General features: G+C 61.1%; 22 protein-coding genes. 17 read left to right on the forward strand and 5 right to left on the reverse strand.

Translation table 11 applies throughout. From position 1 onward, the window contains the following. Positions 1 to 31 precede the first annotated feature (31 nt). Together QD461_RS02800 and QD461_RS02805 are read left to right on the forward strand one after the other, a co-directional pair. On the forward strand, positions 32 to 388 hold the full coding sequence (locus QD461_RS02800) for a DUF4406 domain-containing protein (RefSeq protein ID WP_414086388.1): 357 nt from the start codon (positions 32 to 34) through the stop codon (positions 386 to 388). 151 nt (positions 389 to 539) lie between these two features. Then, entirely contained in the window at positions 540 to 1160 is a 621-nt protein-coding gene (locus QD461_RS02805) for a glutathione S-transferase family protein (protein WP_184701132.1), read from the forward strand. 5 nt (positions 1161 to 1165) lie between these two features. Here the strand turns inward: QD461_RS02805 and QD461_RS02810 are convergent, their stop codons facing one another. Continuing rightward, positions 1166 to 1522 (reverse strand): MmcQ/YjbR family DNA-binding protein, encoded by a 357-nt coding sequence (locus QD461_RS02810; protein WP_414086389.1) that lies wholly within the window; start codon positions 1520 to 1522, stop codon positions 1166 to 1168. Between the two features lie 27 nt (positions 1523 to 1549). After that, positions 1550 to 1735: a hypothetical protein gene (locus tag QD461_RS02815; RefSeq protein ID WP_414086390.1), complete on the reverse strand. Its 186-nt coding sequence runs from the start codon at positions 1733 to 1735 to the stop codon at positions 1550 to 1552. A 150-nt stretch (positions 1736 to 1885) separates the two neighbouring features. On the opposite strand from QD461_RS02815, the gene QD461_RS02820 reads away from it, so the two are divergent. Next, complete coding sequence (locus QD461_RS02820; protein ID WP_414086391.1) at positions 1886 to 2782, forward strand: LysR substrate-binding domain-containing protein; 897 nt, start codon at positions 1886 to 1888, stop codon at positions 2780 to 2782. A 70-nt stretch (positions 2783 to 2852) separates the two neighbouring features. Here QD461_RS02820 and QD461_RS02825 read toward each other — a convergent pair whose 3' ends face one another. Then, entirely contained in the window at positions 2853 to 3512 is a 660-nt protein-coding gene (locus tag QD461_RS02825) for a glutathione S-transferase family protein (protein ID WP_414086392.1), read from the reverse strand. A 303-nt stretch (positions 3513 to 3815) separates the two neighbouring features. Between QD461_RS02825 and QD461_RS02830 the strand changes: the two genes are divergently transcribed. The 7 genes from QD461_RS02830 to QD461_RS02860 all read left to right on the forward strand — a co-directional run bounded on the left by QD461_RS02830 (position 3816) and on the right by QD461_RS02860 (position 14226). Further along, the gene (locus QD461_RS02830; protein ID WP_414086393.1) at positions 3816 to 7289 is read left to right on the forward strand and encodes an indolepyruvate ferredoxin oxidoreductase family protein; all 3474 of its coding nucleotides are present in this window, start codon (positions 3816 to 3818) and stop codon (positions 7287 to 7289) included. A gap of 86 nt (positions 7290 to 7375) precedes the next feature. Continuing rightward, positions 7376 to 8539 carry an isovaleryl-CoA dehydrogenase gene (locus tag QD461_RS02835; protein ID WP_414086394.1) on the forward strand — a complete coding sequence of 388 codons (1164 nt, stop codon included), beginning with the start codon at positions 7376 to 7378 and terminating at the stop codon, positions 8537 to 8539. A gap of 36 nt (positions 8540 to 8575) precedes the next feature. Beyond that, positions 8576 to 10183 (forward strand): carboxyl transferase domain-containing protein, encoded by a 1608-nt coding sequence (locus QD461_RS02840; RefSeq protein ID WP_414086395.1) that lies wholly within the window; start codon positions 8576 to 8578, stop codon positions 10181 to 10183. A gap of 10 nt (positions 10184 to 10193) precedes the next feature. After that, on the forward strand, positions 10194 to 10577 hold the full coding sequence (locus QD461_RS02845) for a RidA family protein (RefSeq protein ID WP_184701162.1): 384 nt from the start codon (positions 10194 to 10196) through the stop codon (positions 10575 to 10577). 9 nt (positions 10578 to 10586) lie between these two features. Beyond that, on the forward strand, positions 10587 to 12575 hold the full coding sequence (locus tag QD461_RS02850) for an acetyl/propionyl/methylcrotonyl-CoA carboxylase subunit alpha (RefSeq protein WP_414086396.1): 1989 nt from the start codon (positions 10587 to 10589) through the stop codon (positions 12573 to 12575). Then, positions 12572 to 13441, forward strand: coding sequence for a hydroxymethylglutaryl-CoA lyase (locus tag QD461_RS02855; RefSeq protein WP_414086397.1), 870 nt, complete (start codon positions 12572 to 12574; stop codon positions 13439 to 13441). Before QD461_RS02850 ends, QD461_RS02855 begins: the two co-directional genes overlap by 4 nt. Next, a complete protein-coding gene (locus tag QD461_RS02860; protein ID WP_414086398.1) occupies positions 13438 to 14226 on the forward strand; it encodes a crotonase/enoyl-CoA hydratase family protein in 789 nt (262 codons plus the stop codon). Before QD461_RS02855 ends, QD461_RS02860 begins: the two co-directional genes overlap by 4 nt. On the opposite strand, the gene QD461_RS02865 is transcribed toward QD461_RS02860, so the two are convergent. After that, positions 14223 to 15593 carry a TIGR03808 family TAT-translocated repetitive protein gene (locus QD461_RS02865; protein WP_414086399.1) on the reverse strand — a complete coding sequence of 457 codons (1371 nt, stop codon included), beginning with the start codon at positions 15591 to 15593 and terminating at the stop codon, positions 14223 to 14225. The genes QD461_RS02860 and QD461_RS02865 overlap by 4 nt on opposite strands. 196 nt (positions 15594 to 15789) lie before the next feature. Here QD461_RS02865 and QD461_RS02870 point away from each other — a divergent pair, with 196 nt between their 5' ends. From QD461_RS02870 to QD461_RS02895, 6 genes are all read left to right on the forward strand, one after another. After that, positions 15790 to 16536, forward strand: a complete 747-nt coding sequence (locus QD461_RS02870) for a carbon-nitrogen hydrolase family protein (protein ID WP_414086400.1) — start codon at positions 15790 to 15792, stop codon at positions 16534 to 16536. A gap of 53 nt (positions 16537 to 16589) precedes the next feature. Continuing rightward, positions 16590 to 17600, forward strand: a complete 1011-nt coding sequence (locus QD461_RS02875) for a ligase-associated DNA damage response exonuclease (protein WP_414086401.1) — start codon at positions 16590 to 16592, stop codon at positions 17598 to 17600. Beyond that, positions 17600 to 19237 (forward strand): cisplatin damage response ATP-dependent DNA ligase, encoded by a 1638-nt coding sequence (locus QD461_RS02880; protein ID WP_414086402.1) that lies wholly within the window; start codon positions 17600 to 17602, stop codon positions 19235 to 19237. Before QD461_RS02875 ends, QD461_RS02880 begins: the two co-directional genes overlap by 1 nt. Before the next feature lie 89 nt (positions 19238 to 19326). Next, positions 19327 to 20307 carry an alpha/beta hydrolase family protein gene (locus QD461_RS02885; RefSeq protein ID WP_414086404.1) on the forward strand — a complete coding sequence of 327 codons (981 nt, stop codon included), beginning with the start codon at positions 19327 to 19329 and terminating at the stop codon, positions 20305 to 20307. 185 nt (positions 20308 to 20492) lie between these two features. Further along, complete coding sequence (locus QD461_RS02890) at positions 20493 to 21296, forward strand: L,D-transpeptidase (RefSeq protein ID WP_414086693.1); 804 nt, start codon at positions 20493 to 20495, stop codon at positions 21294 to 21296. 161 nt (positions 21297 to 21457) lie between these two features. Further along, positions 21458 to 22189, forward strand: coding sequence for a L,D-transpeptidase (locus QD461_RS02895; protein ID WP_184701181.1), 732 nt, complete (start codon positions 21458 to 21460; stop codon positions 22187 to 22189). A 135-nt stretch (positions 22190 to 22324) separates the two neighbouring features. On the opposite strand, the gene QD461_RS02900 is transcribed toward QD461_RS02895, so the two are convergent. Then, on the reverse strand, positions 22325 to 22789 hold the full coding sequence (locus tag QD461_RS02900) for a MarR family winged helix-turn-helix transcriptional regulator (protein WP_184701183.1): 465 nt from the start codon (positions 22787 to 22789) through the stop codon (positions 22325 to 22327). A 134-nt stretch (positions 22790 to 22923) separates the two neighbouring features. Here QD461_RS02900 and QD461_RS02905 point away from each other — a divergent pair, with 134 nt between their 5' ends. Then, positions 22924 to 23346 (forward strand): organic hydroperoxide resistance protein, encoded by a 423-nt coding sequence (locus QD461_RS02905; protein ID WP_414086405.1) that lies wholly within the window; start codon positions 22924 to 22926, stop codon positions 23344 to 23346. Positions 23347 to 23351: the final 5 nt, after the last annotated feature.

Here is a 23351-nt window from a genome sequence, read left to right on the forward strand (position 1 = left end):
GCAGGAAGCAGGAGGAAAATGGAGAAATGACATGTTGATCTTGATCGCCGGGCCCTATCGTTCCGGCACCGGGGACGATCCGAAGAAAATGGCCGGGAACCTCAAGCGTCTGGAGGAGCCATCCTACGCCCTGTTCAAGGCCGGACATCTGCCAATGATCGGCGAATGGGTCGCTCTGCCAATCTGGCATGCTGCCGGCGGCAAGAGCATCGGCGACGATCTTTATGAAGAGATCTTCCACCCGACGGCCGGCCGGCTGCTGCAGCTTTGCGAAGGAGTTTTGAGGTTGCCGGGCGATTCCAAGGGGGCGGATAATGATGTCCGCATAGCCCGCGAACGCGGCATTCCCGTCTGGTACAAGCTGGAAGACGTTCCCGGCTGCGCCTGACACGCTCGCCCATCCTCATAGTCTAGCCCCATGAGGATGGGCATGCATTCCCGATCGATCAAAACCTTTTGTAGAAGGTATCAGCATCGGCCACTTCCGTATTGCCCGGCTTGCCTTTAGCTTCCCCGGGAATCCAATCGAGGAACGGAACATGCTGACATTCTATTTTGCGCCCGGAAGCTGTGCTCTTGCCAGCCTCATCGCCCTGGAAGAATCCGGTCTCGCCTATGAGCCCCGGCGCCTCAACCTCGCCAATGGCGATCAGCGCCAGCCGGAGTATCTGGCTGTCAACCCCAAGGGGCGTGTGCCGGCGCTGGTCACGGACAAGGGCTTGATTACGGAAAACGTTGCGATTCTGGCTTACCTTGCCCAGATCGTGCCCGCCGCAAAGCTGGCGCCGCTCGACGATCCCTTCGCGTTCGCCCAGATGCAGGCCTTCAATAGCTATCTGTCGTCGACTGTCCACGTCAACCATTCGCACAAGGGGCGTGGTTATCGCTGGACGGACGATGCCGCAGCCATCGAGGCGATGAAAGCCAAAGTGCCGCAAACCATGACGGAGAGCTTCGCGCTTATCGAGGACGGCATGCTCCAGGGGCCTTGGGTGATGGGCGATCAATATACGGTTGCAGACGGCTATCTCTTCACCATCGCAAAGTGGCTGCCGGGAGACGGCGTCGATCGCGACCAGTTCGCAAAGGTGAGCGCTCACTATGCTCGCATGCTTGAGCGCCCTGCTGTCAAGAAGGCGCTTGCCGTCGAAGCCGGCTGAGGGCCTCAGCCGAACCTGGCCAGAAGTTTTTTCGGGGCGCGGTATCGCCACGCCTCGATCAAGCGCAGTTCCAGTTCCTCATCTTCGATCGCATCGATGCGCAGAGGCAGAGCAGGCCAGCCGACATAATGATCCGTCTGGAAATAGATCTCCGGCGCCATTTCGATCAGCTGCTCCTTGCGGTCGATCGGCAAAGCTAGGACGATGGTCTCGTTGTTCTTGACGGTCGCGAAAGCTTTGCCGCCGACTTTGAAAGCCGGCAGGCCGTAATGTGTACCGGGTTCGACCTCCGGCAACCGAGCTTGCGCCACAAGGCGCCGCAGCCGCTCCGCTATGGTGTCCATATCGACGTTCATTGTCATGTCTGTGCGCGTAGGTAAGTACTCCTCTTACACGCATTCTTCCGGTTGAACGGTTCTTTTGTCCATAGGGCGTCCGAGATTTTCCGGCATCAACGGCAAGTCGGCCAACTCCTCCAGCGACATTGTAGCGAGCGTGGGGTGCTGCAGCGGGTCGTTCTTCCGCTCACGGTCTTCATCCCGCAAGTCATTGAAGAAAAACTTCAATATAGACATGGCATGTCTCCAGAAATTCTCCGCATAGATGCAACCATGGGGGCATCAGCCGGTCGGGCGGCGGCGGGTTTCAATTCCATGCTGCAATAATCGCGCCGTTCTGCGCTTTATTCAATTGAGAATGATGAGATGCTGATATAGATATTCTATATGCGAAATCTCAACAGCGTACATTTGAACGGTCTTCGAGCCGTGGAAGCGGTGGGGCGGCTGGGGTCCCTGCAGGCCGCTGCAGATGAACTTGGCGTAACGATCGGCGCGGTTAGCCAGCAGGTTATCAAGGCTGAGGCGCAATTGGGCCGACCGTTGTTTGAGCGCACGCCGAAGGGCATGCTGATGACCGAAGCCGGTGGCGCAGTACTGGCCCGGTTGGAGGAGGGCTTCAAGGCTCTGTCGGCAGCGGTGGCCGTCGCGCAGCATAAGGATGAGAATATCCTCACCATTTCCGTTGCCCCGGTTTTTGCCGCCCGCTGGCTGGTGTACCGCCTCGATCGCTTTGCCAATCGTCACCCCGATATCCGCCTGCGCATCGACGCCACGACGAAGCTGATCAATCCGGCGACGTCGGATGTCGATATCGGCATTCGGGTTGGCAACGGGCGGTGGCCGGATGTCAAATCCGAGCTGTTGCTGGCGCAGGAAGTGTTTCCCGTCGTCACACCGCGGGTGGCCGCCACGCTCCACGAGCCTGCCGATCTTCTGAAGGTGCCGGCCGTCATCGACGGCCATGCGATGTTCGGTTGGGAGATCTGGTTGAAACACGCAGGCCTATCAGGCCATGGCATGGAAGAGCGGCACATCTTCAACGACGCCTCGCTGTGCCTGGATGCGGCTATGGCCGGGCAGGGCGTGATGCTCGCCTGGCAGACGCTGGCCGCCTATGCCCTGGAGCAGAAATGCCTTGTCGACCCCTTCGGCATCCGCGCCAAGACCGGCTTCGGCCACTATTTTGTTGCGGCCGAAGGTGTGCGGGAACCGAAGAAGGTCACCGCTTTCAAGGCCTGGATCCGCGAGGAAATGGAAGAGAGCATGCGTCTCTTCCGATAGAGCATGATGCCGAAAAACCTAGGTGATGTCAGGCCGACATTATGCTCCACGTCTTGGATTCCAGACGGATTCAGACCGGCTCTTGGCCGCGGGTTGCCTGCATGGCTTTGTAGGCGGCGCGTGACTGGCAGCGTTCGATCCAGGCCTTCACCGCAGGATGGGCGTCGAAGAGTTCCCGTTCCGTCTGAGCGTAGCGCAGCACTTCCGCAAGATTGAGGTCGGCGACGGTGAAGCGGCCACCGACAAGATATTGCTGATTTGACAGATGTTTTTCCAAGACGGCGAGCGGCCGCTTCAGCGAGCGGCAGGCAACGGCGATCCCGGCCTTGCCCGGTTCGCTATTCTCCTGTGCATTGTCATAGATGCGCACGATCGCGACGCTGTGCGGCTCGACTTCGTTTGCGGCCCACATGGTCCACATCGTCATCAACCCCTCTTCGTCGATCGTCGCGCCCGCGAGCGGGCCGCCATATTTGCGGGCGAGGTACAGATTGATGGCAAGCGATTCATGCATCATCAGATCGCCGTCCTTGATGCACGGGATCATGCCCATCGGATTGACGGCCAGAAACTCCGGCGACAGCGTGTTGATCGGTGCATCGGCGGCGAGTGGATTGACAAGCCGGCTGCCCTGGATGACCGGTACGGATTTGAACTCGATACCGAGCTCCCTAGCCATCCAGTAGTTGCGCGAGGCGCGCGAGCGATAGACGCCGTAGATCGTCAGCATATGAGGTCTCCCAGATTCGAGTCGGCGCGACATTATTGGGCGGGTCGTGGGAGTAAAAGGCCCTGGCGCTCATATCGGCAATGAAAGCTCGTGATGAATGACAGTGCGCTTGCTCACCAAGCACGAAAACATCTGTCAACCGCCCGAAATCTTTGCAAATCATGCTGCGGAGGCTTAGCCTTCGTTCAGAAATTAGCGGCGCTGCGTGTTACCGTTCCCTCACGGCTTTCGTCGGATGCGGTAGGAGGCATCCGGTGAAATGCACATGGGCAATCGGTGACTGCGATCTCGGGAGGAGAGCAGATGCTTGCGACCGGCGTTTCGCTAGACGACAAATATACGGCAGAAGAAGGCCGCGTTTTCATGACGGGCCTGCAGGCGCTGGTGCGGCTGCCCATGACCCAGATGCGGCGCGACCGCGCCGCCGGGCTCAACACAGCAGCCTTCATTTCCGGTTATCGCGGCTCGCCGCTCGGCGGTTACGACCAGCAGCTTTTGAAGGCAAAGACCTATCTCGATGCGCATGACGTCACCTTCCAGCCCGGTATCAACGAGGATCTAGCCGCAACAGCCGTTTGGGGCTCGCAGCAGGTGGGCCTCTCGCCCGGCGCCCGCAAGGATGGCGTGCTCGGCATCTGGTACGGCAAGGGCCCCGGCGTCGACCGTTCCGGCGATGTGCTGAAGCACGGCAATGCCGCCGGCACCTCCAGACATGGTGGCGTCCTTTGCTTTGCCGGTGATGATCACTCCGCCAAATCCTCGACCATTCCACACCAGACAGACCACGAATTCATGTCGGCGGTCATGCCGGTCATCTATCCCTCGTCCATCCACGAATTTCTTGAATACGGCCTGCTCGGCATCGCTATGTCGCGTTATTCCGGCTGCTGGGTCGGCATGAAGTTCATCGCCGATACAGTCGAGACAACCGCGGCTGTCGATCTCTCCGGCGAAAGGCGGCAGTTCGTACTGCCAACCGATTTCGAACTGCCCCCCGGTGGCCTCAATCTCCGCTGGCCCGATCCGCCTTTGATGCAGGATGACCGGCTGCAGAATTACAAGGCCTATGCCGCCATCGCCTTCGCTCGCGCCAATCGCGTCGACGAAATCACGCACGACGTGCCCAATGCCCGCTTCGGTATTATCTCCTCCGGCAAGGCCTATGAGGATGTGCTGCAGGCGCTGCGCGAACTCGAGATCGGCCCCAAAGAAATGGCTGCGATCGGCCTGCGCATTCTGAAGGTGCGCATGCCCTGGCCGCTGGAGCCGGAGGCAGTCCGGCACTTCTCCGAAGGGCTGGACGAGGTGCTCGTCGTCGAAGAGCGGCGTGAGATCATCGAAAACCAGATCAAGCAGCAGCTGTTCAACTGGCGCTCCGATGTGCGCCCGCGCATCGTCGGCAAGTTCGACGAGCACGACAAACCCTATCTCAGCCTGTCTTCGGCTTTGACGGTCGGTGCCGTTGCCAGGGCGATCGCCGGGCGCATCGTCAAACTCGATCTCGACCAGGGTCTGCATGATCGCATCGCCGCCAAGCTTGCCCATCTTGCCGAGCGTGGCCAGATCAGCAGAAGCCATGTCGCGCCGCTGAACCGCACGCCGTTCTTCTGCTCCGGCTGTCCGCACAATACCTCCACCCGCGTTCCCGAAGGCAGCCGAGCCGCCGCCGGCATCGGTTGCCACTACATGGTCACCTGGATGGATCGCAGCACCGAGACCTTCACGCAGATGGGTGGCGAAGGTGTGCCCTGGACGGCGATTGCCCGCTACACCGACGAAAAGCACATGTTCGTCAATCTCGGCGACGGCACCTATTTTCACTCCGGCATTCTCGCCGTCCGCCAGTCCGTCGCCGCCAAGGTCAATGTCACCTACAAGCTGCTCTACAACGATGCGGTCGCCATGACCGGCGGCCAGCAGATCGACGGGCACCTTACGCCGCAACTGGTGACGAAGCAGCTGCATGACGAGGGCGTCAAGCCGATCTACCTGCTGTCCGATAATCCGGACGCCTACAGCGCCTCCGAGCTGGCGCCCGGCGTCAAGGTGCTGCATCGCGACCATATCGATCAGGTGATGCTGACCTTGCGCGAGACCGCGGGCTGTTCGGCGATCGTCTATGTCCAGACCTGTGCCGCCGAGAAGCGCCGTCGCCGCAGCCGCGGCCTGATGGAAGATCCGGCCAAGCGCGTTTTCATCAACAAGGCTGTCTGCGAGGGTTGCGGCGATTGCTCGGTGCAATCCAACTGCATTTCCGTCGAGCCGCTGGAGACGGAATTCGGCCGCAAGCGCCAGATCAACCAGTCGAGCTGCAACAAGGATTTCTCCTGCGTCAAAGGCTTCTGCCCATCCTTCGTCACTGTTCATGGCGGCAAGCGCCGCAAGCGGAAGGCGCGCGCACCTGCCGATATCAAGCTGCCCCTGCCTGAAATTCCTGTCATCGTCGACCGCCCTTGGAATATCGCAATTGCCGGCGTCGGCGGCACCGGGATCCTGACGATCGGCGCCATTCTTGGTATGGCCGCGCATCTCGACGGCAAGGTGCCGATGATCCTCGACATGGCCGGCCTCGCCCAGAAGGGTGGCGCCGTCATGAGCCATATGCGCATCGGTTTAAACCAGGGCGACGTCACCTCATCGAGGATCGTCAACGGCGGCGCCGATCTCTTGTTTGCTGCAGACGAGGTTGTCGGCGCCTCCAAGGATGCGATCACGCTCTGCTCGGAGGGCCGCACCACGGCCATCGTCAACACCGGCCTGATGCCGGTTGCCGATTTCGTGCGCAATCGCGATTTCGATTTCAAGGCCGGCTCGATCCAGCACACGATCGCGAAGGCAGTGAGCGACAAATCCGTCTTCCTCGATTTCAATCGCATCGCAACCGAGCTGACCGGCGATGCCATATCGACCAATATTCTATTGACCGGTTTTGCCTGGCAGCGCGGCCTGCTGCCGCTGTCGCTGGAAGCGATCGAGAAGGCGATCGAGCTCAATGGCGTCGCCGTCAAGGCGAGCCTTGCCGCCTTCTCCTGGGGCCGGCTTCTGGCGCATGATCCGCAGTCCGTGCAGGCCATGATCACCGAGCTGGATGCTGGCAAAGCACTGGCGGATATGGGCCTCGAAGATCTCATCAAGCATCGCAGGGCCCATCTGACTGCCTATCAGAACGAGGCACTTGCCGAGCGTTACGGCCGCTTCGTGGCCCATGCCAACGCCTTGGCGATCAGGGAACGCCTGTCGGACAAGGTGCCCTTTACCGTCGCCGTCACCTATGCGCGTATTCTGGCCTATAAGGATGAATACGAGGTCGCTCGTCTTCTGACCGATCCTTCCTTCGAAGCGCAGCTACGGGAGGAGATGGAGGGCGATTTCAAGCTGGCCTTCAATCTTGCGCCGCCGATCTTAGGCGGGAAGGATCCGAACGGCCGACCGAAGAAGCGCGAGTTCGGGGCCTGGATATTGCCGTTGCTGCGTGCCCTGGCGCCGATGAAACGACTGCGGGGCACCGCTTTCGACCCCTTCGGTTATATGGCGGAACGTCGATTGGAGCGCCGCATGATCGCCGAATATGAAGGAATTGCTGAGCGCGTGCTCGCAGGCCTGCGCCACGACAACGAAGCGGAGGCTCTCGCCATTCTCTCTCTGTTTGATGAGATCAGAGGCTTCGGCCCGGTCAAGCACAAGGCCATTGAGACGATCATGACGACGATTGCCGACAGGGTGAAAGCCTATGAGGCGACGCAGGAGACGCGGCAAGTGTCGGCCAATGCCGCATGATGGCTAAGGCAGGCGCTTGAAGCGGGCATAAAGAGATATACGTTGACAAGGATCGGACGTTTGGGACGGTCGGGAGGAGAAGCAGGATGTTCGAAGGGGGATTGAATTTCGCGCTGGGCGAGGACATCGAAGCGCTGCGCGAACAGGTGCGCCGTTTCGCGGCCAACCGTATCGCGCCGTTTGCCGACGAGGTCGATCGCAACAACAGTTTCCCGATGCATCTTTGGCGGGAGATGGGTGATCTCGGCGTGCTTGGGATTACCGTCGACGAAGCGCTCGGCGGGGCAGGGCTCGGCTATCTTGCCCATACGGTTGCCATGGAAGAAATCAGCCGTGCGTCCGCTTCCGTCGGCCTCAGTTACGGCGCCCATTCCAACCTTTGCGTCAACCAGATCCATCGCAACGGCACGACGGCCCAAAAGGAGCGCTATCTGCCGAAGCTGATTTCGGGCGAACATGTCGGGGCGCTCGCCATGTCCGAACCCGGTGCCGGTTCCGACGTCGTTTCCATGAAGCTTCATGCTGAAAAGCGCGGCCATCATTATGTGCTGAACGGCAGTAAGATGTGGATCACCAACGGCCCGGATGCCGATGTTCTCGTCGTCTACGCGAAGACTTCGCCGGATGCCGGCCCGCGCGGCATTACTGCCTTTCTTATTGAAAAGGGCTTCAAGGGGTTTTCCGTCGGCCAGAAGCTCGACAAGCTCGGCATGCGCGGCTCCAACACGTCGGAGCTGATCTTCACGGATTGCGAAGTGCCGGAGGAGAATATTCTGGGGCAAGTCGATGGCGGCGTTCGCGTGCTGATGTCGGGGCTCGATTATGAGCGCGTCGTGCTCTCGGGCGGTCCCGTCGGCATCATGGCGGCCTGTATGGATGTGGTGATGCCCTATGTGCATGAGCGCAGGCAGTTCGGCCAGTCCATCGGCGAGTTCCAGCTGATGCAGGGCAAGCTCGCCGACATGTATGTCACCATGAATGCCGCGCGCGCCTATGTCTATGCGGTGGCGGCCGCCTGCGATCGCGGCGAGACGACCCGCAAGGATGCGGCCGGCTGCATTCTCTATTCCGCGGAGAAAGCGACGGCGCTCGCGCTCGAATGCATCCAGGCGCTCGGCGGCAATGGCTATACCAATGATTACCCCGCCGGACGGCTGCTGCGTGACGCCAAGCTCTATGAGATCGGCGCCGGCACGTCCGAAATCCGGCGCATGCTGATCGGCCGCGAGTTGTTCGGCGAGACGGCCTGATTTCGAATTCCATTTGACTTGATCGAGTGAGGCCGCATGACCGTCCTGAAATCAGAGATATCGACGCATTCCGATCGCTTCCGCGACAATCGTGCGGCGTTGCTGGAGGCGATCGGGGTCGCCGAGGCTGCGGCGTCGAAAGCGGCCGAAGGCGGCGGAGCGCAGGCGCGCGAACGGCATGTCAGTCGCGGCAAGATGCTGCCGCGCGATCGGGTTGCCGGCTTGATCGATCCCGCCACGTCATTTCTGGAAATCGGTGCGACGGCGGCCCACGGAATGCATGGCGACGATGCACCGGGCGCCGGCCTGATCGCCGGCATCGGCCGCGTTTCGGGCCGTGACTGCATGATCGTCTGCAACGATGCCACGGTCAAAGGCGGCACCTATTATCCGATCACGGTGAAGAAGCATCTTCGTGCGCAAGAGATTGCGGCGGAGAACAACCTGCCTTGCATCTATCTCGTCGATTCCGGTGGCGCAAACCTGCCGAACCAGGACGAGGTGTTTCCGGATCGCGATCACTTCGGCCGCATCTTCTACAATCAGGCCAATATGTCGGCAGCCGGCATTCCGCAGATCGCCGTCGTCATGGGATCCTGCACGGCAGGCGGCGCCTATGTGCCTGCCATGTCGGATGAAACCATCATTGTCGAGAAGCAGGGAACGATCTTTCTGGCCGGCCCGCCGCTGGTCAAGGCGGCGACGGGGGAGGTGGTTTCAGCCGAGGATCTCGGCGGCGGTGACGTCCATACGCGCCTCTCCGGCGTTGCCGACCATCTTGCGCGCGACGATGCCCACGCGCTTGCGCTCGCCCGACAGGCGGTCGCCAATCTCAATCGCCACAAGCCCGAGGGTGTCGAGCTTCGCACGCCCGAGGCGCCGCTCTACGATCCCGAAGAAATTCTGGGCATCGTCCCTTCAGACCTGCGTACGCCCTATGACGTGCGTGAGGTCATCGCCCGCATGGTGGATGGCTCCCGCCTCGATGAGTTCAAGGCGCGCTACGGCACGACGCTGGTCTGCGGCTTCGCCCATATCCACGGCATTCCCGTGGGAATCATCGCCAATAACGGTGTCCTGTTCTCGGAATCGGCGCTGAAAGGCGCGCATTTCGTCGAACTCTGCTCACAGCGAAAGATCCCGCTGGTCTTCCTGCAGAATATCACCGGCTTCATGGTCGGCCGGAAATACGAGACGGAAGGTATCGCTAAGAACGGCGCCAAGCTGGTGACGGCAGTGGCGACCACCAAAGTTCCGAAGGTCACCATGCTCATCGGTGGCTCCTTCGGTGCCGGCAATTACGGCATGGCCGGCCGCGCCTATTCGCCGCGCTTCCTCTGGACCTGGCCCAACAGCCGCATCTCGGTCATGGGCGGGGAGCAGGCGGCGGGCGTGCTCGCCACCGTGCGCGGCGAAGCGCTGGCTCGCGCCGGCAAGCCCTGGACGAAAGAGGAGGAGGCCGCCTTCAAGGAACCGACGCTCAAGATGTTCGAAACCCAGAGCCACCCGCTCTACGCCTCGGCCCGCCTCTGGGACGATGGCATCATCGACCCGCGCAAGAGCCGCGATGTGCTGGCTCTGTCGCTTTCAGCAGCACTCAACGCGCCGATCGAAGACACACGCTTCGGTCTGTTCAGGATGTGAGGAGATGGAAATGAAACGCGATACCATCAATGCAAAGAATGCGCCGCAGCCACGCGGCGGCTATGCGCAGGCCGTAAAGCTCGAAAATTTCGAGCGATTGCTGTTCGTCAGCGGCCAGATCCCGATGACGTCGGACGATACGCTGCCTGACGGGTTCAAGGCGCAGGCACGCCAAGCCTGGCTGAATGTCGATGCCCAACTCAAGGCGGCCGGCATGACCAAGGATGATATCGTCAAGGTCACCACCTTTCTTGCCGACCGGCACCACACTATGGAAAACCGTGAGATCCGCGCCGAATATCTAGGCCCGCTCACGCCGGCCATGACTGTCGTGATCGCCGGTATTTTCGACACGGCCTGGTTGCTCGAAGTCGAAGTCATTGCCGCGCAATAGGGTCTGCCGATGTTCTCGAAGATACTGATCGCCAATCGCGGCGAAATCGCCTGCCGGGTCATCCACACCGCAAGGCGCCTGGGTATCCGCACGGTCGCTGTCTATTCCGACGCCGATCGGGATGCCTTACATGTGACATTGGCCGACGAGGCCGTTCACATCGGCCCGGCCGTGGCGAGCGAGAGCTATCTTTCGAAACAAAAGATCATTGCGGCGGCTCAGCGCACGGGTGCGGAAGCCATCCATCCCGGCTACGGCTTTCTCTCGGAAAATGCGGACTTTGCTGAAGCCCTCGAGGCCGCGGGCCTCGTCTTCGTCGGCCCGTCGCCGGCCTCGATCCGCGCGATGGGGCTCAAGGATGCCGCCAAGGCGCTGATGGAGCGAGCGGGAGTACCAATCGTTCCCGGCTATCACGGCGATGCGCAGGAGCCCGGCTTCCTTGCCGAACAGGCTGATGGCATCGGCTTTCCCGTGCTCATCAAGGCGCGGGCCGGCGGCGGCGGCAAGGGCATGCGCCGGGTCGACCGGAGGGAGGATTTCGCCGCCTCGCTGGAAGCGGCCAGGCGCGAGGCGAAATCCGCTTTCGGCGATGATGCCGTACTGATCGAGAAATATCTGATCAAGCCGCGTCACATCGAGATCCAGGTCTTCGGTGACAGCTATGGCAATGCCGTGCATCTTTTCGAGCGCGATTGTTCGCTACAGCGCCGGCACCAGAAGGTGATCGAGGAAGCGCCTGCACCGGGCATGACCGAGGAGATGCGCAGCGCCATGGGCGAAGCGGCCGTTCGCGCCGCCCGCGCCATCGACTATCGCGGCGCCGGCACGGTCGAATTCATCGCCGATGTCTCTGACGGTCTGTCGCCGGATCGCTTCTTCTTCATGGAGATGAATACCCGCCTTCAAGTCGAGCATCCCGTGACCGAAGCGATCGCCGGCGTGGATCTGGTGGAGTGGCAGTTGCGTGTTGCGAGCGGCGAGCCGCTGCCGAAGTCTCAAGATGAGCTCGCCATAAACGGCTGGGCCTTCGAAGCCCGCATCTATGCGGAAGACCCTTCGCGCGGCTTCCTGCCGGCGACCGGCACGCTCGCGCACTTACGGTTTCCCGAAGGCGATGTCCGCATCGATGCCGGCGTGCGCGAGGGCGATACCATCACCCCGCACTACGATCCGCTGATTGCAAAATTGACTGTCCATGCGCCGGATCGTCAATCCGCTCTTGCAAAACTCACGCGCGGGTTGGAGCAAACGCAAGTTGCCGGAACTACCACCAATCTCGATTTCCTCATCCGCCTCAGTCGCCAGCCGGATTTTGCTGCCGGTCATCCTGACACCGGGCTGATCGACCGCGATGTGGAGGCGCTGACCTCGGCGCGGCAGCCCGACGATGGTGCTCTGGCTGTCGCCGCGGTTGCCGAAGCAGGCGGCTTTGCTGGCGCGACTGGTGGCGATCCCTGGCTTTCGCTCGGCCCTTGGCAGCTTTGGGGCGAAGCGAACCGTCCCGTTACATTGCACTATGACCGCGGGCAGACCCATTGCCGCGTGACCGTAAAAGGAAGGGCACTTTTCAGCGTGGCGCTTGGGGATCGTAGCATTCCGCTCCGGCTTTTGGCGGGGGACCGTAAGGCTCGTCGTATCGAGATCGATGGCCGCCAGTCAAATGTCACCGTGTTCGAGGCATCGAACGGCACGACCTTGTTCATGGATGGGCAAACGCATCATTTCCATCGTCACGATCCGCTTGACGGCGGCGAAGAGGCGTCTGCCGGAGGTGATCGGTTGATCGCGCCGATGCCCGGCCTCGTCAAGATCATCCGCGTCCGCGAGGGAGATGTGGTGGCGAAGGGACAGGCGCTGATCGTCATGGAGGCCATGAAAATGGAGCTGACACTGACGGCGATGCGCGACGGTATCGTCGAGAGCCTGAATGTTGGTGAAGGGGATCAGACAAGCGAGAGCGCCGTCTTGCTGTCGCTTCGTCCGGAGGATGCGACATGATGCAGGAGCATTCGAACCATGTCACCGTCGTCGAGATGGCGCCGCGCGACGGTCTGCAGAACGAAAAGCAGCCGATCGATACCGCGCGCAAGATCGAGCTGGTCAATCTGCTTTCCGATAGTGGTTTCGACCGTATCGAAGTCACCAGCTTCGTCAGCCCGAAATGGGTGCCGCAGCTTGCCGATGCCGCCGCTGTCATGGCCGGAATAGAGCGCCGGCCGGGCGTGCGTTACGCGGCGCTGGCTCCTAATATGCAGGGTTTCGAGGCAGCGCTTGCGGCCGGTGCCGATGCGGTGGCGATCTTTGCATCGGCCTCCGAAACATTCTCGCAGCGCAACATCAATTGTTCGATCGCCGAAAGCATCGAGCGCTTCCGGCCGGTGGCTGCCGCAAGCCGCGATCGCGGCGTTCCGTTGCGCGGCTATGTCAGCTGCGTTGTCGAATGTCCTTATGAAGGGGCCGTGCTGCCGAAGAGTGTCGCCGATGTCGCCTGGCAATTGCGGGCGCTCGGTTGCTATGAGATCAGCCTCGGCGACACGATCGGCAGGGGGACGCCGGAAGCCGTGGATCGCTTGCTTGCCGCGGTTCTGGATGAACTTCCGGCTACGACTCTCGCCGGACATTTTCACGACACATCCGGTCGGGCGCTCGACAATATCGCCGTTGCTCTCGAGCGCGGCCTGCGCGTGTTCGATGCCGCCGCAGGCGGTCTCGGCGGTTGCCCTTTCGCCCCCGGCGCGAAGGGCAATGTCGATACCGTCGCGGTCCACGATTATTTGATGGCGCATGGCTACGAGACTGGCCTCGACGAGGAAAAGCTCGCCCGCGCCGCCGCCTTTGCCCGCAGCCTCAGGAGTGCTTCATGACGTCGCCAACGATCCATATCGCCACCGATGAGCGCGGCGTTGCCCACCTCACGTTGACACGCCCGGACAAGCACAATGCGCTCTCGGCCGAAATGATCGATGCCCTGACCTCGGCAGTCCGCGATCTCGGCAATGACAAGACGGTCCGTGTCGTCGTGCTCACGAGCGAGGGAGCAAGCTTCTGTGCGGGCGGAGATCTCGGCTGGATGCGGGCGCAGTTCGATGCGACGCGCGCGGGCCGCATGGTCGAGGCGCGCCGGCTCGCCATGCTGTTCAAGGCACTGAACGAGCTGCCCAAGCCATTGATCGCCCGTGTTCAGGGCAATGCGTTCGGCGGTGGTATCGGTGTCCTCAGCGTCTGCGATATGGTCATCGCCGCATCAACGGCCCGCTTCGGCTTGACGGAGGTGCGCCTCGGCATCATCCCTGCCACGATCAGCCCCTATGTGGTCGCCCGTATCGGCGAAGCGAATGCTCGCCCGCTCTTCCTTTCCGGCAAGATCATCGACGCATGGCAGGCACACGCCACTGGCCTGTTGTCCCGGGTCGTCGCCGAGGAAGCGCTGGACGAGGCCGTCGAGGCCGAAATCCGCCATTTTCTGTCCGCATCTCCGCAGGCCGCGGCACGCGCCAAGGCGCTGGCCCGCTCGGTCGGCCGGCCGATCACCGACGGTATGATCGATGACGTCGTCGAGCAGCTGGCCGATGCCTGGGAAACCGAGGAGGCGAGAGAGGGCATTACCGCCTTTTTCGACAAACGGCAGCCGAACTGGCGGCACGCTTAAACCACTCTGTTGTTCGCCACGGTCAATTGCGGAAATTGCGAGCTTCCGGCGGAAAGATCGCCGGAGGCTGCCTTGTCCCAGCGAAAGCCCATGATCGCGGCCTTCTCCATTTCCTGAAAAATATTGTTCGAGATGACGGCCGAGCCGGCGCCATCTACTACCGACACGACGCAGCCGATGCCGGCATGGCGCACGATATTGCCTGTCGCGCTGACATTGCGGAGGTAGGGTCCCCAGCCGAGCCTCAATCCGCAGAGCGGCGCATTTTCGATGACATTGTCTGAAATCAGCGTATCAGCCTCGGCTGATATGCCTATGCCGAGCCCGATGTCCTGGGCATAGGGAGCTGTGGCCGACAGGTTGCGGATGACATTGCCGGTGACGCTTGCGAGCCGGCCGCCATTGTCGAAGTTGGTGACGGCAATGCCGTTTGCGGCGCCATCGATCAGGTTGTTGTTGATGACGGCACCTTCGAATTCGAATTCGCAAAAGATCGCCGTCTCACCGGAACGCAGGCACTGATTGCCGGAGATCTGCACATTCGATCCCGAATTGGCGCGGATCGCCGAGAAGGCGCAATCGCTGATGCGGTTGGCGGAGACCTGCACGCCGTCGGCACGGAAGACATTGATGCCGTTGCCGTTCTGACCCGTGCCGCCGTTATTAGCGCGGATGCGGGCTATGCGGTTGTCGGTGACGCTGCTGCCGTCTTCGCCCTTGCCCCAGCGATGGATGAGGATGCCGCCATTGCCGCAATCCTCGACGCTGTTGCCTGTCACCTGCAATCCAATGGATTGGACGGAATAGATACCGGCTTCGGCGGCTCCGGAGATCCTACTGCGCTCAATCCGGCCGCCGCAGCGCTCCAGTTGCAGCGCATGCTTGCGACTGCCGGCAATCTCGCAATTGTCGATCCGCACATCGCCGACGCCTGTGAACTGCAGAAGGGCTCCGGCGTAGTCGGCCAGCCAGCGATTGCCACCATCGAGTAGAAGGCCGGAAAGCTCGATGCGTTTGGCCTTGTCGGCATTCATCAGATAGCCGTCGCCGCCATAGATCAATCGTGTGGCGCCGGGTACGCCGATAATCCGCGTATTGTCCGGCAGTGTCAGGTTGGACACGGTGTAGTTGCCGGGCGGTAGCATCAAAGGCATGTTGTTGCGCGCGGCATTGTCGATCATCGCCTGCAGCTTACCGCTCTTGAAGTCGCTGGCGCCAGGCGTCGTCTTATAGGCGATGGCATCGATCGATCCGCGGAGCTCGGCACCATTGGTCCTCGGAAGCGGCGCAGCCAATATGCCGGGCGCGAACAGGCCGGCTGCCGCCGAAGTGGCCAGAGAGGTGATGAAGGCGCGGCGATGAATCATTGCAGGCTCCCGAAACGACATCGGCCAAGCAGAAATCGTGCCAAGCAAATCCGTACCGTTTTGGCACGTTTTCGTCCTCTGGCCATTACTTGCATATGTTGGCCTCGGTGAATGCGGGCCAGCCTTGAGCTTTCCTTAACCAATCCGGGCACGGTTGGCGCTAGGGGCGACTCACCACTCATGCTAGCTCTGCCGCATGCGGATCGCGACCTTCCAACGCCTGGCAGTTTTCGATGCCGTCGAGCAGACGGCCGAGATCCTGACCCGAGATCTGGTTTGGGCCGACACGCAGGGAATTGATCTCGCGCTTTTTCCCGAATGCTACCTGCAGGGGCATAGCTACGACGAGGCTCTCGCGCGGAGCCGCGCACTCTCTCTCGATGATGCCAGGCTGAACGCTCTTGTCAGCCGCTTCGCCTCGGGCAGGACGACGGCGATCGTCGGCCTTTTCGAGAGGCGGGGCGAGGCGCTCTACAATAGCTCGCTGGTCGCCAAGGGAGGGCGGATCGTTGGGGTCTATGCCAAGGCCCATCCACTCGAAAGCGGCTGCTCGCCCGGAACCGATTTTCCTGTCTGGGAAGAGGGATATTGGCGCTTCGGCATCAACATCTGCGCTGATCTGAGGTATCCCTATACGGCGCGTCGGCTGGCTCAGAAGGGAGCCGGTCTCATCTGCAATCCTATCAATCTGATGCTCAGGCCCCACAAGGCAGAGAGGTGGCACACGCCGGGCATATCGAGCCTGCAGATGTGCGCCAAGCATACGGGGTGCTGGGTGATGGCATCGGATGTGGTCGGCGGCAATGCCGACGGCTGGGTGAGCTATGGCAGCAGCGCAATCGTCGATCCGAACGGTGTCGTCGTGGCGAAAGCAAAACCCTATAGCGAGGATGTGCTCGTTTTCGATCTGCCGGACCGGCAGCCGGAGCGCCGCTACGATTAAAAAACCTCCGCCATCGCTACCTAAACGCGCGAATAGCGCTATCCTCTTGAGTCATGAGACCTGACCAACTGCTTTATCCCGCGCCCGAAGGGCTGTTCTGCCCGATCGGCGGCTTCTACATCGATCCGGTGCGGCCGGTCGAACGGGCGCTCGTCACGCATGGCCATTCCGACCACGCCCGCTCCGGCCACGCCCATGTGCTCGCCACGCGCCAAACGCTCGATATTATGCGCATCCGCTACGGTGATAATTTTGCCGGGTCGGAGCAGCCGGTTGCCTTCGGCGAGGAGATAACGATCAACGGGGTGAAGGTCAGTTTCCATCCGGCGGGCCATGTACTCGGCTCGGCGCAGATCGCGGTGGAGAAGGATGGCCTGCGCATCGTCGTCTCGGGCGACTACAAGCGCCGGCCGGACCCGACTTGTGCGGCCTACGTGCCGGTTCCCTGCGATGTCTTCATCACCGAAGCAACCTTCGGGCTGCCGGTCTTCCACCATCCCGATCCCATGGCTGAAACCCGCAAGCTGCTGGCCTCGCTTCGGCAGTTCACGGAAAGAACCCATCTGGTCGGCGCCTATGCGCTCGGCAAGGCGCAGCGGGTCATTCGGTTGTTACGCGATGCCGGCTATGACAAGCCGATCTACATTCATGGCGCGCTAGAAACCCTGTGCGACTATTATGTCAGCCAGGGTATCGCGCTCGGCGAGCTCAAGCCAGCCACCATCGAAAGCCGCGATCAGTCGATCTTCCACGGCGCCGTCGTCGTCGGCCCGCCCTCAACGTTCCAGGATCGCTGGGCAAGACGCTTTCACGATCCGCTCCCAGCCTTTGCCTCCGGCTGGATGATGGTGCGCCAGCGTGCCAAGCAGCTCGGCGTCGAGCTGCCGCTGGTCATATCGGACCATTGCGACTGGCCGGAGCTGACGGAGACGATCTCCGACCTGACGCCAGGCGAGGTCTGGGTCACCCATGGCCGCGAAGAGGCGCTGGTGCGCTGGTGCGAGCTGCAGGGTATCACGGCCAAGCCGCTGCACCTCATCGGCTATGAAGACGAGGGCGATTGATGAAAGCCTTTGCCGACCTTCTCGACCGCCTGGTGCTGACGCCGAGCCGCAACGGCAAGCTGAAGCTGCTGACCGATTATTTCCGCGATACGCCCGATCCCGATCGTGGCTATGGCCTGGCCGCCATCGCCGGCACGCTGGAGGTGCGCAACGTCAAGCCAGCCATGCTGCGCGAACTCGTGCTCGAGCGTATGGACGAGGTGCTGTTCCGCTATTCCTACGACTATGTCGGCGATCTCGCCGAAACGATCTCGTTGGTTTGGGACAAGGAGAGCGACATCGAGCGTCTCCCGGGCGAACAGCCGAAGCTTGGCGAGGTCGTACGCCGCATGAACGCGCTCGGGCGAACCGAGGTGCGCAGCTTCGTCCGCGACCTGCTGGATCGGCTGGATACCTCGGGCCGCTTCGCCTTCCTGAAGCTTGCAACGGGCGCATTGCGCATCGGCGTCTCAGCCCGGCTTGCCAAGCAGGCGCTGGCCGAACTCAACGGCAAGGATGTCACTGAAATCGAAACGCTGTGGCATGGCCTGCAGCCTCCCTATGAAAGCCTCTTCCACTGGCTTGAAGGGAAGGGCGAGCGGCCTATACTCGCGACGCCGGCGATCTTCCATTCCGTCATGCTCGCCAACCCGGTCGAACCCGGTGATCTCGACGGGCTCGAGCCGAAAGATTTCGCCGCCGAATGGAAGTGGGACGGTATTCGCGTCCAGCTTTCGCGCTCCGGGGCGACGAGCAAGCTCTACTCCCGCTCGGGCGACGATATTTCCGCCGCTTTCCCGGACATTGTCGACGCGATGAGCTTCGAAGGCGTCATGGATGGCGAGCTGCTGGTCGGCGGCACCGTACGTTCCAACAGCCCGACACGCACATTTTCCGACCTGCAGCAGCGCCTCAACCGTAAGACCGTCACCGCTAAGATGCTGGACGAGTTTCCGGCCTTCATTCGCGCCTACGATCTTCTTTTCGATGGGGCGGAAGATGTCCGCGCCCGCGGCTTTCTCGATCGGCGCGAGCGGCTGGCGGAGATTGTCGAGGCAGCGCCTCACGACCGTTTCGACCTGTCGCCGCTGGTCGACTTTTCCTCATGGGAAGAACTCGATCGGCTGCGCTCTTCGCCGCCCGATCCGGTGATCGAAGGCGTCATGATCAAGCGCAAGGATAGCGCCTATCTTGCCGGCCGGGCCAAGGGGCCTTGGTTCAAGTGGAAGCGTGATCCCTACAATGTCGATGCCGTGCTGATGTATGCCCAGCGCGGCCACGGCAAGCGATCGAGCTACTATTCCGATTTCACCTTCGGCGTTTGGGCGATGACGCCGGAGGGAGAGCAGCTGGTGCCCGTCGGCAAGGCCTATTTCGGTTTCACCGATGCCGAGCTGGAGGTGCTCGACAAATTTGTGCGCGACAATACGGTCGATCGTTTCGGCCCGGTGAGGGCTGTTCGCGCCGATCGCGATTTCGGCTTTGTTCTCGAAGTCGCCTTCGAAGGTATCAACCGTTCCACGCGTCATAAGTCCGGTGTCGCGATGCGTTTTCCTCGCATTGCCCGGCTGCGTCTCGACAAGCCTCCTTACGAGGCGGATCGGCTGGAAAGTTTGATTGCGCTAATTGACGCGAAGTCTCCAGTTGTTGATGAATGAAACAGGGCGAATCCTCACCACAATGTGAGTTGGCCTTGCCTTTCAACCTGTGCAGATTCGAACCGCGCCGGCATATTTGGACAGAGCCTATGACCACGTCTGACGACACCACATTTCGTCCCAATCGTCGCGGCATTCTTGCCGGCCTGGCCGTCGTGCTTTTTGCGCCGAACGTCATGAGAGCCGCCGACGACAGCACGACCGGCGGCAAGCCCGCCGATAGCAAGAGTGCAGCCGCGGAGGAAAAAGCCGAGGACGCGCCGCCGCTGCTTTCGGGCAATTACAGCAAGGAACGTCGCGTGTTCCGCACTGACCTGGTGAACAAGGGACCGGCGCCTGATATCTACGAGCCGCTTGTGACGCCGCCCATGGCCGACAAGCTCTTCTACCGTAGCGGCGCCGGCGGCGAGCTGGAGCTGGTTGCCTGGGTTTCCAAGTATACGCGCGAGCGCACCTTGAAGCCGGCGGTGGTTTTTTTGCACGGCGGCAATGCCATCGGCCAAGGGCACTGGCAGCTGATGAAGCCCTATGTCGAAGCGGGCTATGTGGTCATGATCCCTTCGATGCGCGGCGAGAACGGGCAGAAGGGCAACTTCTCGGGCTTCTATGACGAGGTCGCCGATGTGCTGGCGGCTTCCAACCGGCTTCGGCATCTGCCCGGCATCGATCCGCATCGCCTGTTTCTGGCCGGGCACAGTATCGGCGGCACGCTCGCCATGCTGACTGCCATGTCGACCAAGCGTTTCCGCGCGGCCGCACCAATATCGGGCAATCCGGACGCCTATGCCTTCTTCAGCCGTTATCCGCAGGATATCCGTTTCAACACCAAGAACCCACGCGAATTCCAGATGCGCTCGCCGCTCTGTTACGCGCATAGTTTCCGATGCCCGATGAAGCTGTTTCGCGGTACGGAAGAGGCCCATTTCGATTCGCGGCTTGCCCTGCTGGCCAAGCGCGCGACGGCCGGCGGCGTGAAAATGGACATGGCAACCGTCCCGGGCAGCCACAATTCGGCCTTGCCGGGCGAGATCGAACAAAGCATCCGGTTCTTCGAAAACGTAGCGACCTAGCCTGGCGGGCTGGCCAACGGCTCTGCCGGCAGGTGCCATCTTCGCATCGCGGCTGCATGGCCCCGCGTCGAAAACCAGGCGTTTGGCCAATCCTCGCAATACCTTCGCCGTCGACGCCAGCTTCGCTCCAGCCGGACCGTTCATCATGCCGCTGATCCGATATGTGTTTCAACTGGTTTCCGATGATGGCCGATCTGCTGCCCGTTTCCCGTCGCCTGCTTGCAACTGCCGCTTTGATGACATTGTCAGCTTGCAGCATCATTCCCGATACCGGCGCAACCGATCCAGATCGGTTCGTGCAGGAAACGGCGCCGATCTTCTATCGTCCCGAGGGTATCGATCCGCAGAAGGTGCATCGCCTGCCAGTGCAGCCAGTACCGCAATCGCGCGATCTCTTCCGCACCCAGTTCCATCAGACCTACGGCCTGCCGACCTTCAATCCTGTGCATCAGGCCATGTATGCGCAAAAGAGCGAAGACGACTTCACGCTGCCGGCCATTCCCTACAAGCGCATTGATCCGCGTTTCCTGCGTCAGGAAGTGGACTACAAGACCAATGAGCGGCCCGGCACGATTGTCGTCGATACCAGGGATCATTTTCTCTATCTGATCGAACCGGGCGGCAAGGCCATGCGCTATGGCGTGGGCCTCGGTGCGGCCGGCTATGCCTGGCACGGCAGGGGTCTGATCCAATGGAAGCAGAAATGGCCGCGCTGGACGCCGCCGGCCGAGATGGTTGACCGTGAGCCGCAGATGAAACCGCTGTCGGCTGCGCGCGGTGGTATGAATCCGGGGCCGACCAATCCGCTCGGCGCGCGGGCGCTCTACATCTTTCAGAATGGCAAGGATACGCTTTATCGCGTTCACGGCACGCCGGATTGGCAGTCGATCGGCCGTGCCGCTTCGTCCGGATGTGTACGAATGCTCAACCAGGACGTGATAGATCTCTACAGCCGGGTATCGGCCCGGGCAGAAATCGTGGTTTTGTAGGTTATTTTACCACAAATTTTCGTGATGTTGCATAAGTGCGATAGCGGGGCGTTTCTGCGCTCTTTAGTTTTGCCTTTGTCTCTGCAAACCTCTCGGGAAGCCGAATCAGCTTATGCATCGCGGGTTCTCGCTTCCGTCTCAACAGGAACTATGCTGTCGACATGAGCCTTCCTTCTTCGCTATCCCGACGTAATTTCCTCACCCTCGTTGGCATCGGCGCCGCTTCTACGCTCGCCGGCTGTGCCTCCACCGTCAACAGCGGGCCCATCGTCAGCCCCGTGCAATATACCGGATCGCCCAAACCGTTCCGCAGTTGGTTCTCCAGCTATGATGGCGAGCAGCCGGATCCTGCCGTGATCTATGCCGCGCTGGATGACGGCGGCTTCCATGTGCCGGCTGTTCCTTATCAGCAGATCGATCAACGTTTTTACCGGCAGCGCGTGGTCGATCCGACCGGCGAGGCACCGGGCACGGTTATTGTCAACACCACGCAGCGCATGCTCTACGTTACCGAGCAGGGCGGTACGGCCATGCGTTACGGTATCGGCGTCGGTCGCGAAGGCTTTGCCTGGCAGGGCCGTGGCATCATTCAGTGGCGCAAGAAGTGGCCGCGCTGGAACCCGCCGGATGAGATGGTTGCCCGCCAGCCGGAACTCGTCAAGTTTTCCATCGCCAATGGCGGCATGGATCCGGGGCTGAAGAATCCGCTCGGCGCACGCGCGCTCTATATTTTCGAAGACAAGCAGGATTCGCTCTATCGCCTGCACGGCAATCCGGATTGGCGTTCCATTGGCAAAGCCGTTTCGTCCGGCTGCGTCCGCCTGCTGAACCAGGATGTCATCGATCTCTACGATCGGGTGCCGGAACGCGCGCCGATCCTCGTGACGACGTAAGATCGCACTGCCGAAATACAGAAAGGGCGCCCGAATGAGGCGCCCTTCGCTATTTTACCCGCTTTTTCGGTATGCCGTGTACGGAATGCTTTCAAGAAGGCCGTGCAGTAGCCTTTCGTCCGAAATGCGGACGGCTCACTCTGCTGCAAGATTGGCCTTTAGCTGCCGCAGTCGGTCGCGCAGATCGCCGATCTCGGATAGATTGCAACCGGTGGCCTGGCCGATGGCGCCCATGATCGTTTCGACCTGGCAGTTCATACCTGCGCCTTCCTCCGTCAGCGAAACGATTACCTGCCGCTCATCCCTTGTGTCGCGCGCGCGATCGATCAGCCCTGCTTGTTCCAACCGCTTCAGCAGAGGTGAAAGCGTGCCGGAATCGAGATCGAGCTTTTCGCCGATGACCTTCACGGGAAGGCTGCCCTTTTCCCAAAGTACGAGCATGACAAGATATTGTGGATAGGTGAGGCCGACGCGATCAAGAATTGGCTTGTAGGCACGGTTGAAGGCATGCGCGGCGCTGTAAACGGCAAAGCAAAGCTGCCGTTCGAGGCGCTTTTCCTCATCGGGTATCACAATCTGCCCATTCGCACTGTCTATCATCGCCGCTCCGCCATTTTCTTGTTGGCGCCATTGTCACAAATTCACCGTGCAAAATCAAATTGCAAAAAATACATATTGCGCACGATTAAATCGCGCTGTATATAAAAATCATCCAAACCGAAGGGAGACATGACATGCCTATTCTCTACACGACCAAAGCTTCCGCCACCGGTGGCCGCGCCGGCCATGCAGTTTCCGAAAACGGCGTCCTTGATGTCACGCTGACCGTGCCGAAGGAACTAGGCGGCGATGGCGCCACCGGCACCAATCCCGAGCAGCTATTTGCCGCCGGCTACTCTGCCTGCTTCCTGGGTGCCCTGAAATTTGTCGCAGGCCAGCAGAAGGTCAAGATTCCGGAAGATGCGAAAGTCACCGCGACGGTCGGCATCGGTCCGCGTGCAGACGGTACCGGCTTCGGCATCGAAGTTTCCCTGGCTGTTCACATTCCCGGCATGGACAAGCCCGAAGCTGAAAAGCTGGCCGCTGCCGCACACATCGTATGCCCCTACAGCCACGCCATGCGCACCTCGACCGAAGTGCCGTTCACGGTTGTCTAAGTTGA

The sequence above is a fragment of the Rhizobium sp. BR 314 genome (genome assembly GCF_047445805.1).
Taxonomy (GTDB): Bacteria; Pseudomonadota; Alphaproteobacteria; order Rhizobiales; family Rhizobiaceae; genus Rhizobium; species Rhizobium lusitanum_B.

Excerpts from the sequence above, each read along its gene's own strand:
- QD461_RS02800 (WP_414086388.1), top strand. The coding sequence starts at position 32 with ATGTTGATCTTGATCGCCGGGCCCTATCGTTCCGGCACCGGGGACGAT.
- QD461_RS02805 (WP_184701132.1), top strand. The coding sequence starts at position 540 with ATGCTGACATTCTATTTTGCGCCCGGAAGCTGTGCTCTTGCCAGCCTC.
- QD461_RS02810 (WP_414086389.1), bottom strand. The coding sequence starts at position 1,522 with ATGACAATGAACGTCGATATGGACACCATAGCGGAGCGGCTGCGGCGC.
- QD461_RS02815 (WP_414086390.1), bottom strand. The coding sequence starts at position 1,735 with ATGTCTATATTGAAGTTTTTCTTCAATGACTTGCGGGATGAAGACCGT.
- QD461_RS02820 (WP_414086391.1), top strand. The coding sequence starts at position 1,886 with ATGCGAAATCTCAACAGCGTACATTTGAACGGTCTTCGAGCCGTGGAA.
- QD461_RS02825 (WP_414086392.1), bottom strand. The coding sequence starts at position 3,512 with ATGCTGACGATCTACGGCGTCTATCGCTCGCGCGCCTCGCGCAACTAC.
- QD461_RS02830 (WP_414086393.1), top strand. The coding sequence starts at position 3,816 with ATGCTTGCGACCGGCGTTTCGCTAGACGACAAATATACGGCAGAAGAA.
- QD461_RS02835 (WP_414086394.1), top strand. The coding sequence starts at position 7,376 with ATGTTCGAAGGGGGATTGAATTTCGCGCTGGGCGAGGACATCGAAGCG.
- QD461_RS02840 (WP_414086395.1), top strand. The coding sequence starts at position 8,576 with ATGACCGTCCTGAAATCAGAGATATCGACGCATTCCGATCGCTTCCGC.
- QD461_RS02845 (WP_184701162.1), top strand. The coding sequence starts at position 10,194 with ATGAAACGCGATACCATCAATGCAAAGAATGCGCCGCAGCCACGCGGC.
- QD461_RS02850 (WP_414086396.1), top strand. The coding sequence starts at position 10,587 with ATGTTCTCGAAGATACTGATCGCCAATCGCGGCGAAATCGCCTGCCGG.
- QD461_RS02855 (WP_414086397.1), top strand. The coding sequence starts at position 12,572 with ATGATGCAGGAGCATTCGAACCATGTCACCGTCGTCGAGATGGCGCCG.
- QD461_RS02860 (WP_414086398.1), top strand. The coding sequence starts at position 13,438 with ATGACGTCGCCAACGATCCATATCGCCACCGATGAGCGCGGCGTTGCC.
- QD461_RS02865 (WP_414086399.1), bottom strand. The coding sequence starts at position 15,593 with ATGATTCATCGCCGCGCCTTCATCACCTCTCTGGCCACTTCGGCGGCA.
- QD461_RS02870 (WP_414086400.1), top strand. The coding sequence starts at position 15,790 with ATGCGGATCGCGACCTTCCAACGCCTGGCAGTTTTCGATGCCGTCGAG.
- QD461_RS02875 (WP_414086401.1), top strand. The coding sequence starts at position 16,590 with ATGAGACCTGACCAACTGCTTTATCCCGCGCCCGAAGGGCTGTTCTGC.
- QD461_RS02880 (WP_414086402.1), top strand. The coding sequence starts at position 17,600 with ATGAAAGCCTTTGCCGACCTTCTCGACCGCCTGGTGCTGACGCCGAGC.
- QD461_RS02885 (WP_414086404.1), top strand. The coding sequence starts at position 19,327 with ATGACCACGTCTGACGACACCACATTTCGTCCCAATCGTCGCGGCATT.
- QD461_RS02890 (WP_414086693.1), top strand. The coding sequence starts at position 20,493 with ATGGCCGATCTGCTGCCCGTTTCCCGTCGCCTGCTTGCAACTGCCGCT.
- QD461_RS02895 (WP_184701181.1), top strand. The coding sequence starts at position 21,458 with ATGAGCCTTCCTTCTTCGCTATCCCGACGTAATTTCCTCACCCTCGTT.
- QD461_RS02900 (WP_184701183.1), bottom strand. The coding sequence starts at position 22,789 with ATGATAGACAGTGCGAATGGGCAGATTGTGATACCCGATGAGGAAAAG.
- QD461_RS02905 (WP_414086405.1), top strand. The coding sequence starts at position 22,924 with ATGCCTATTCTCTACACGACCAAAGCTTCCGCCACCGGTGGCCGCGCC.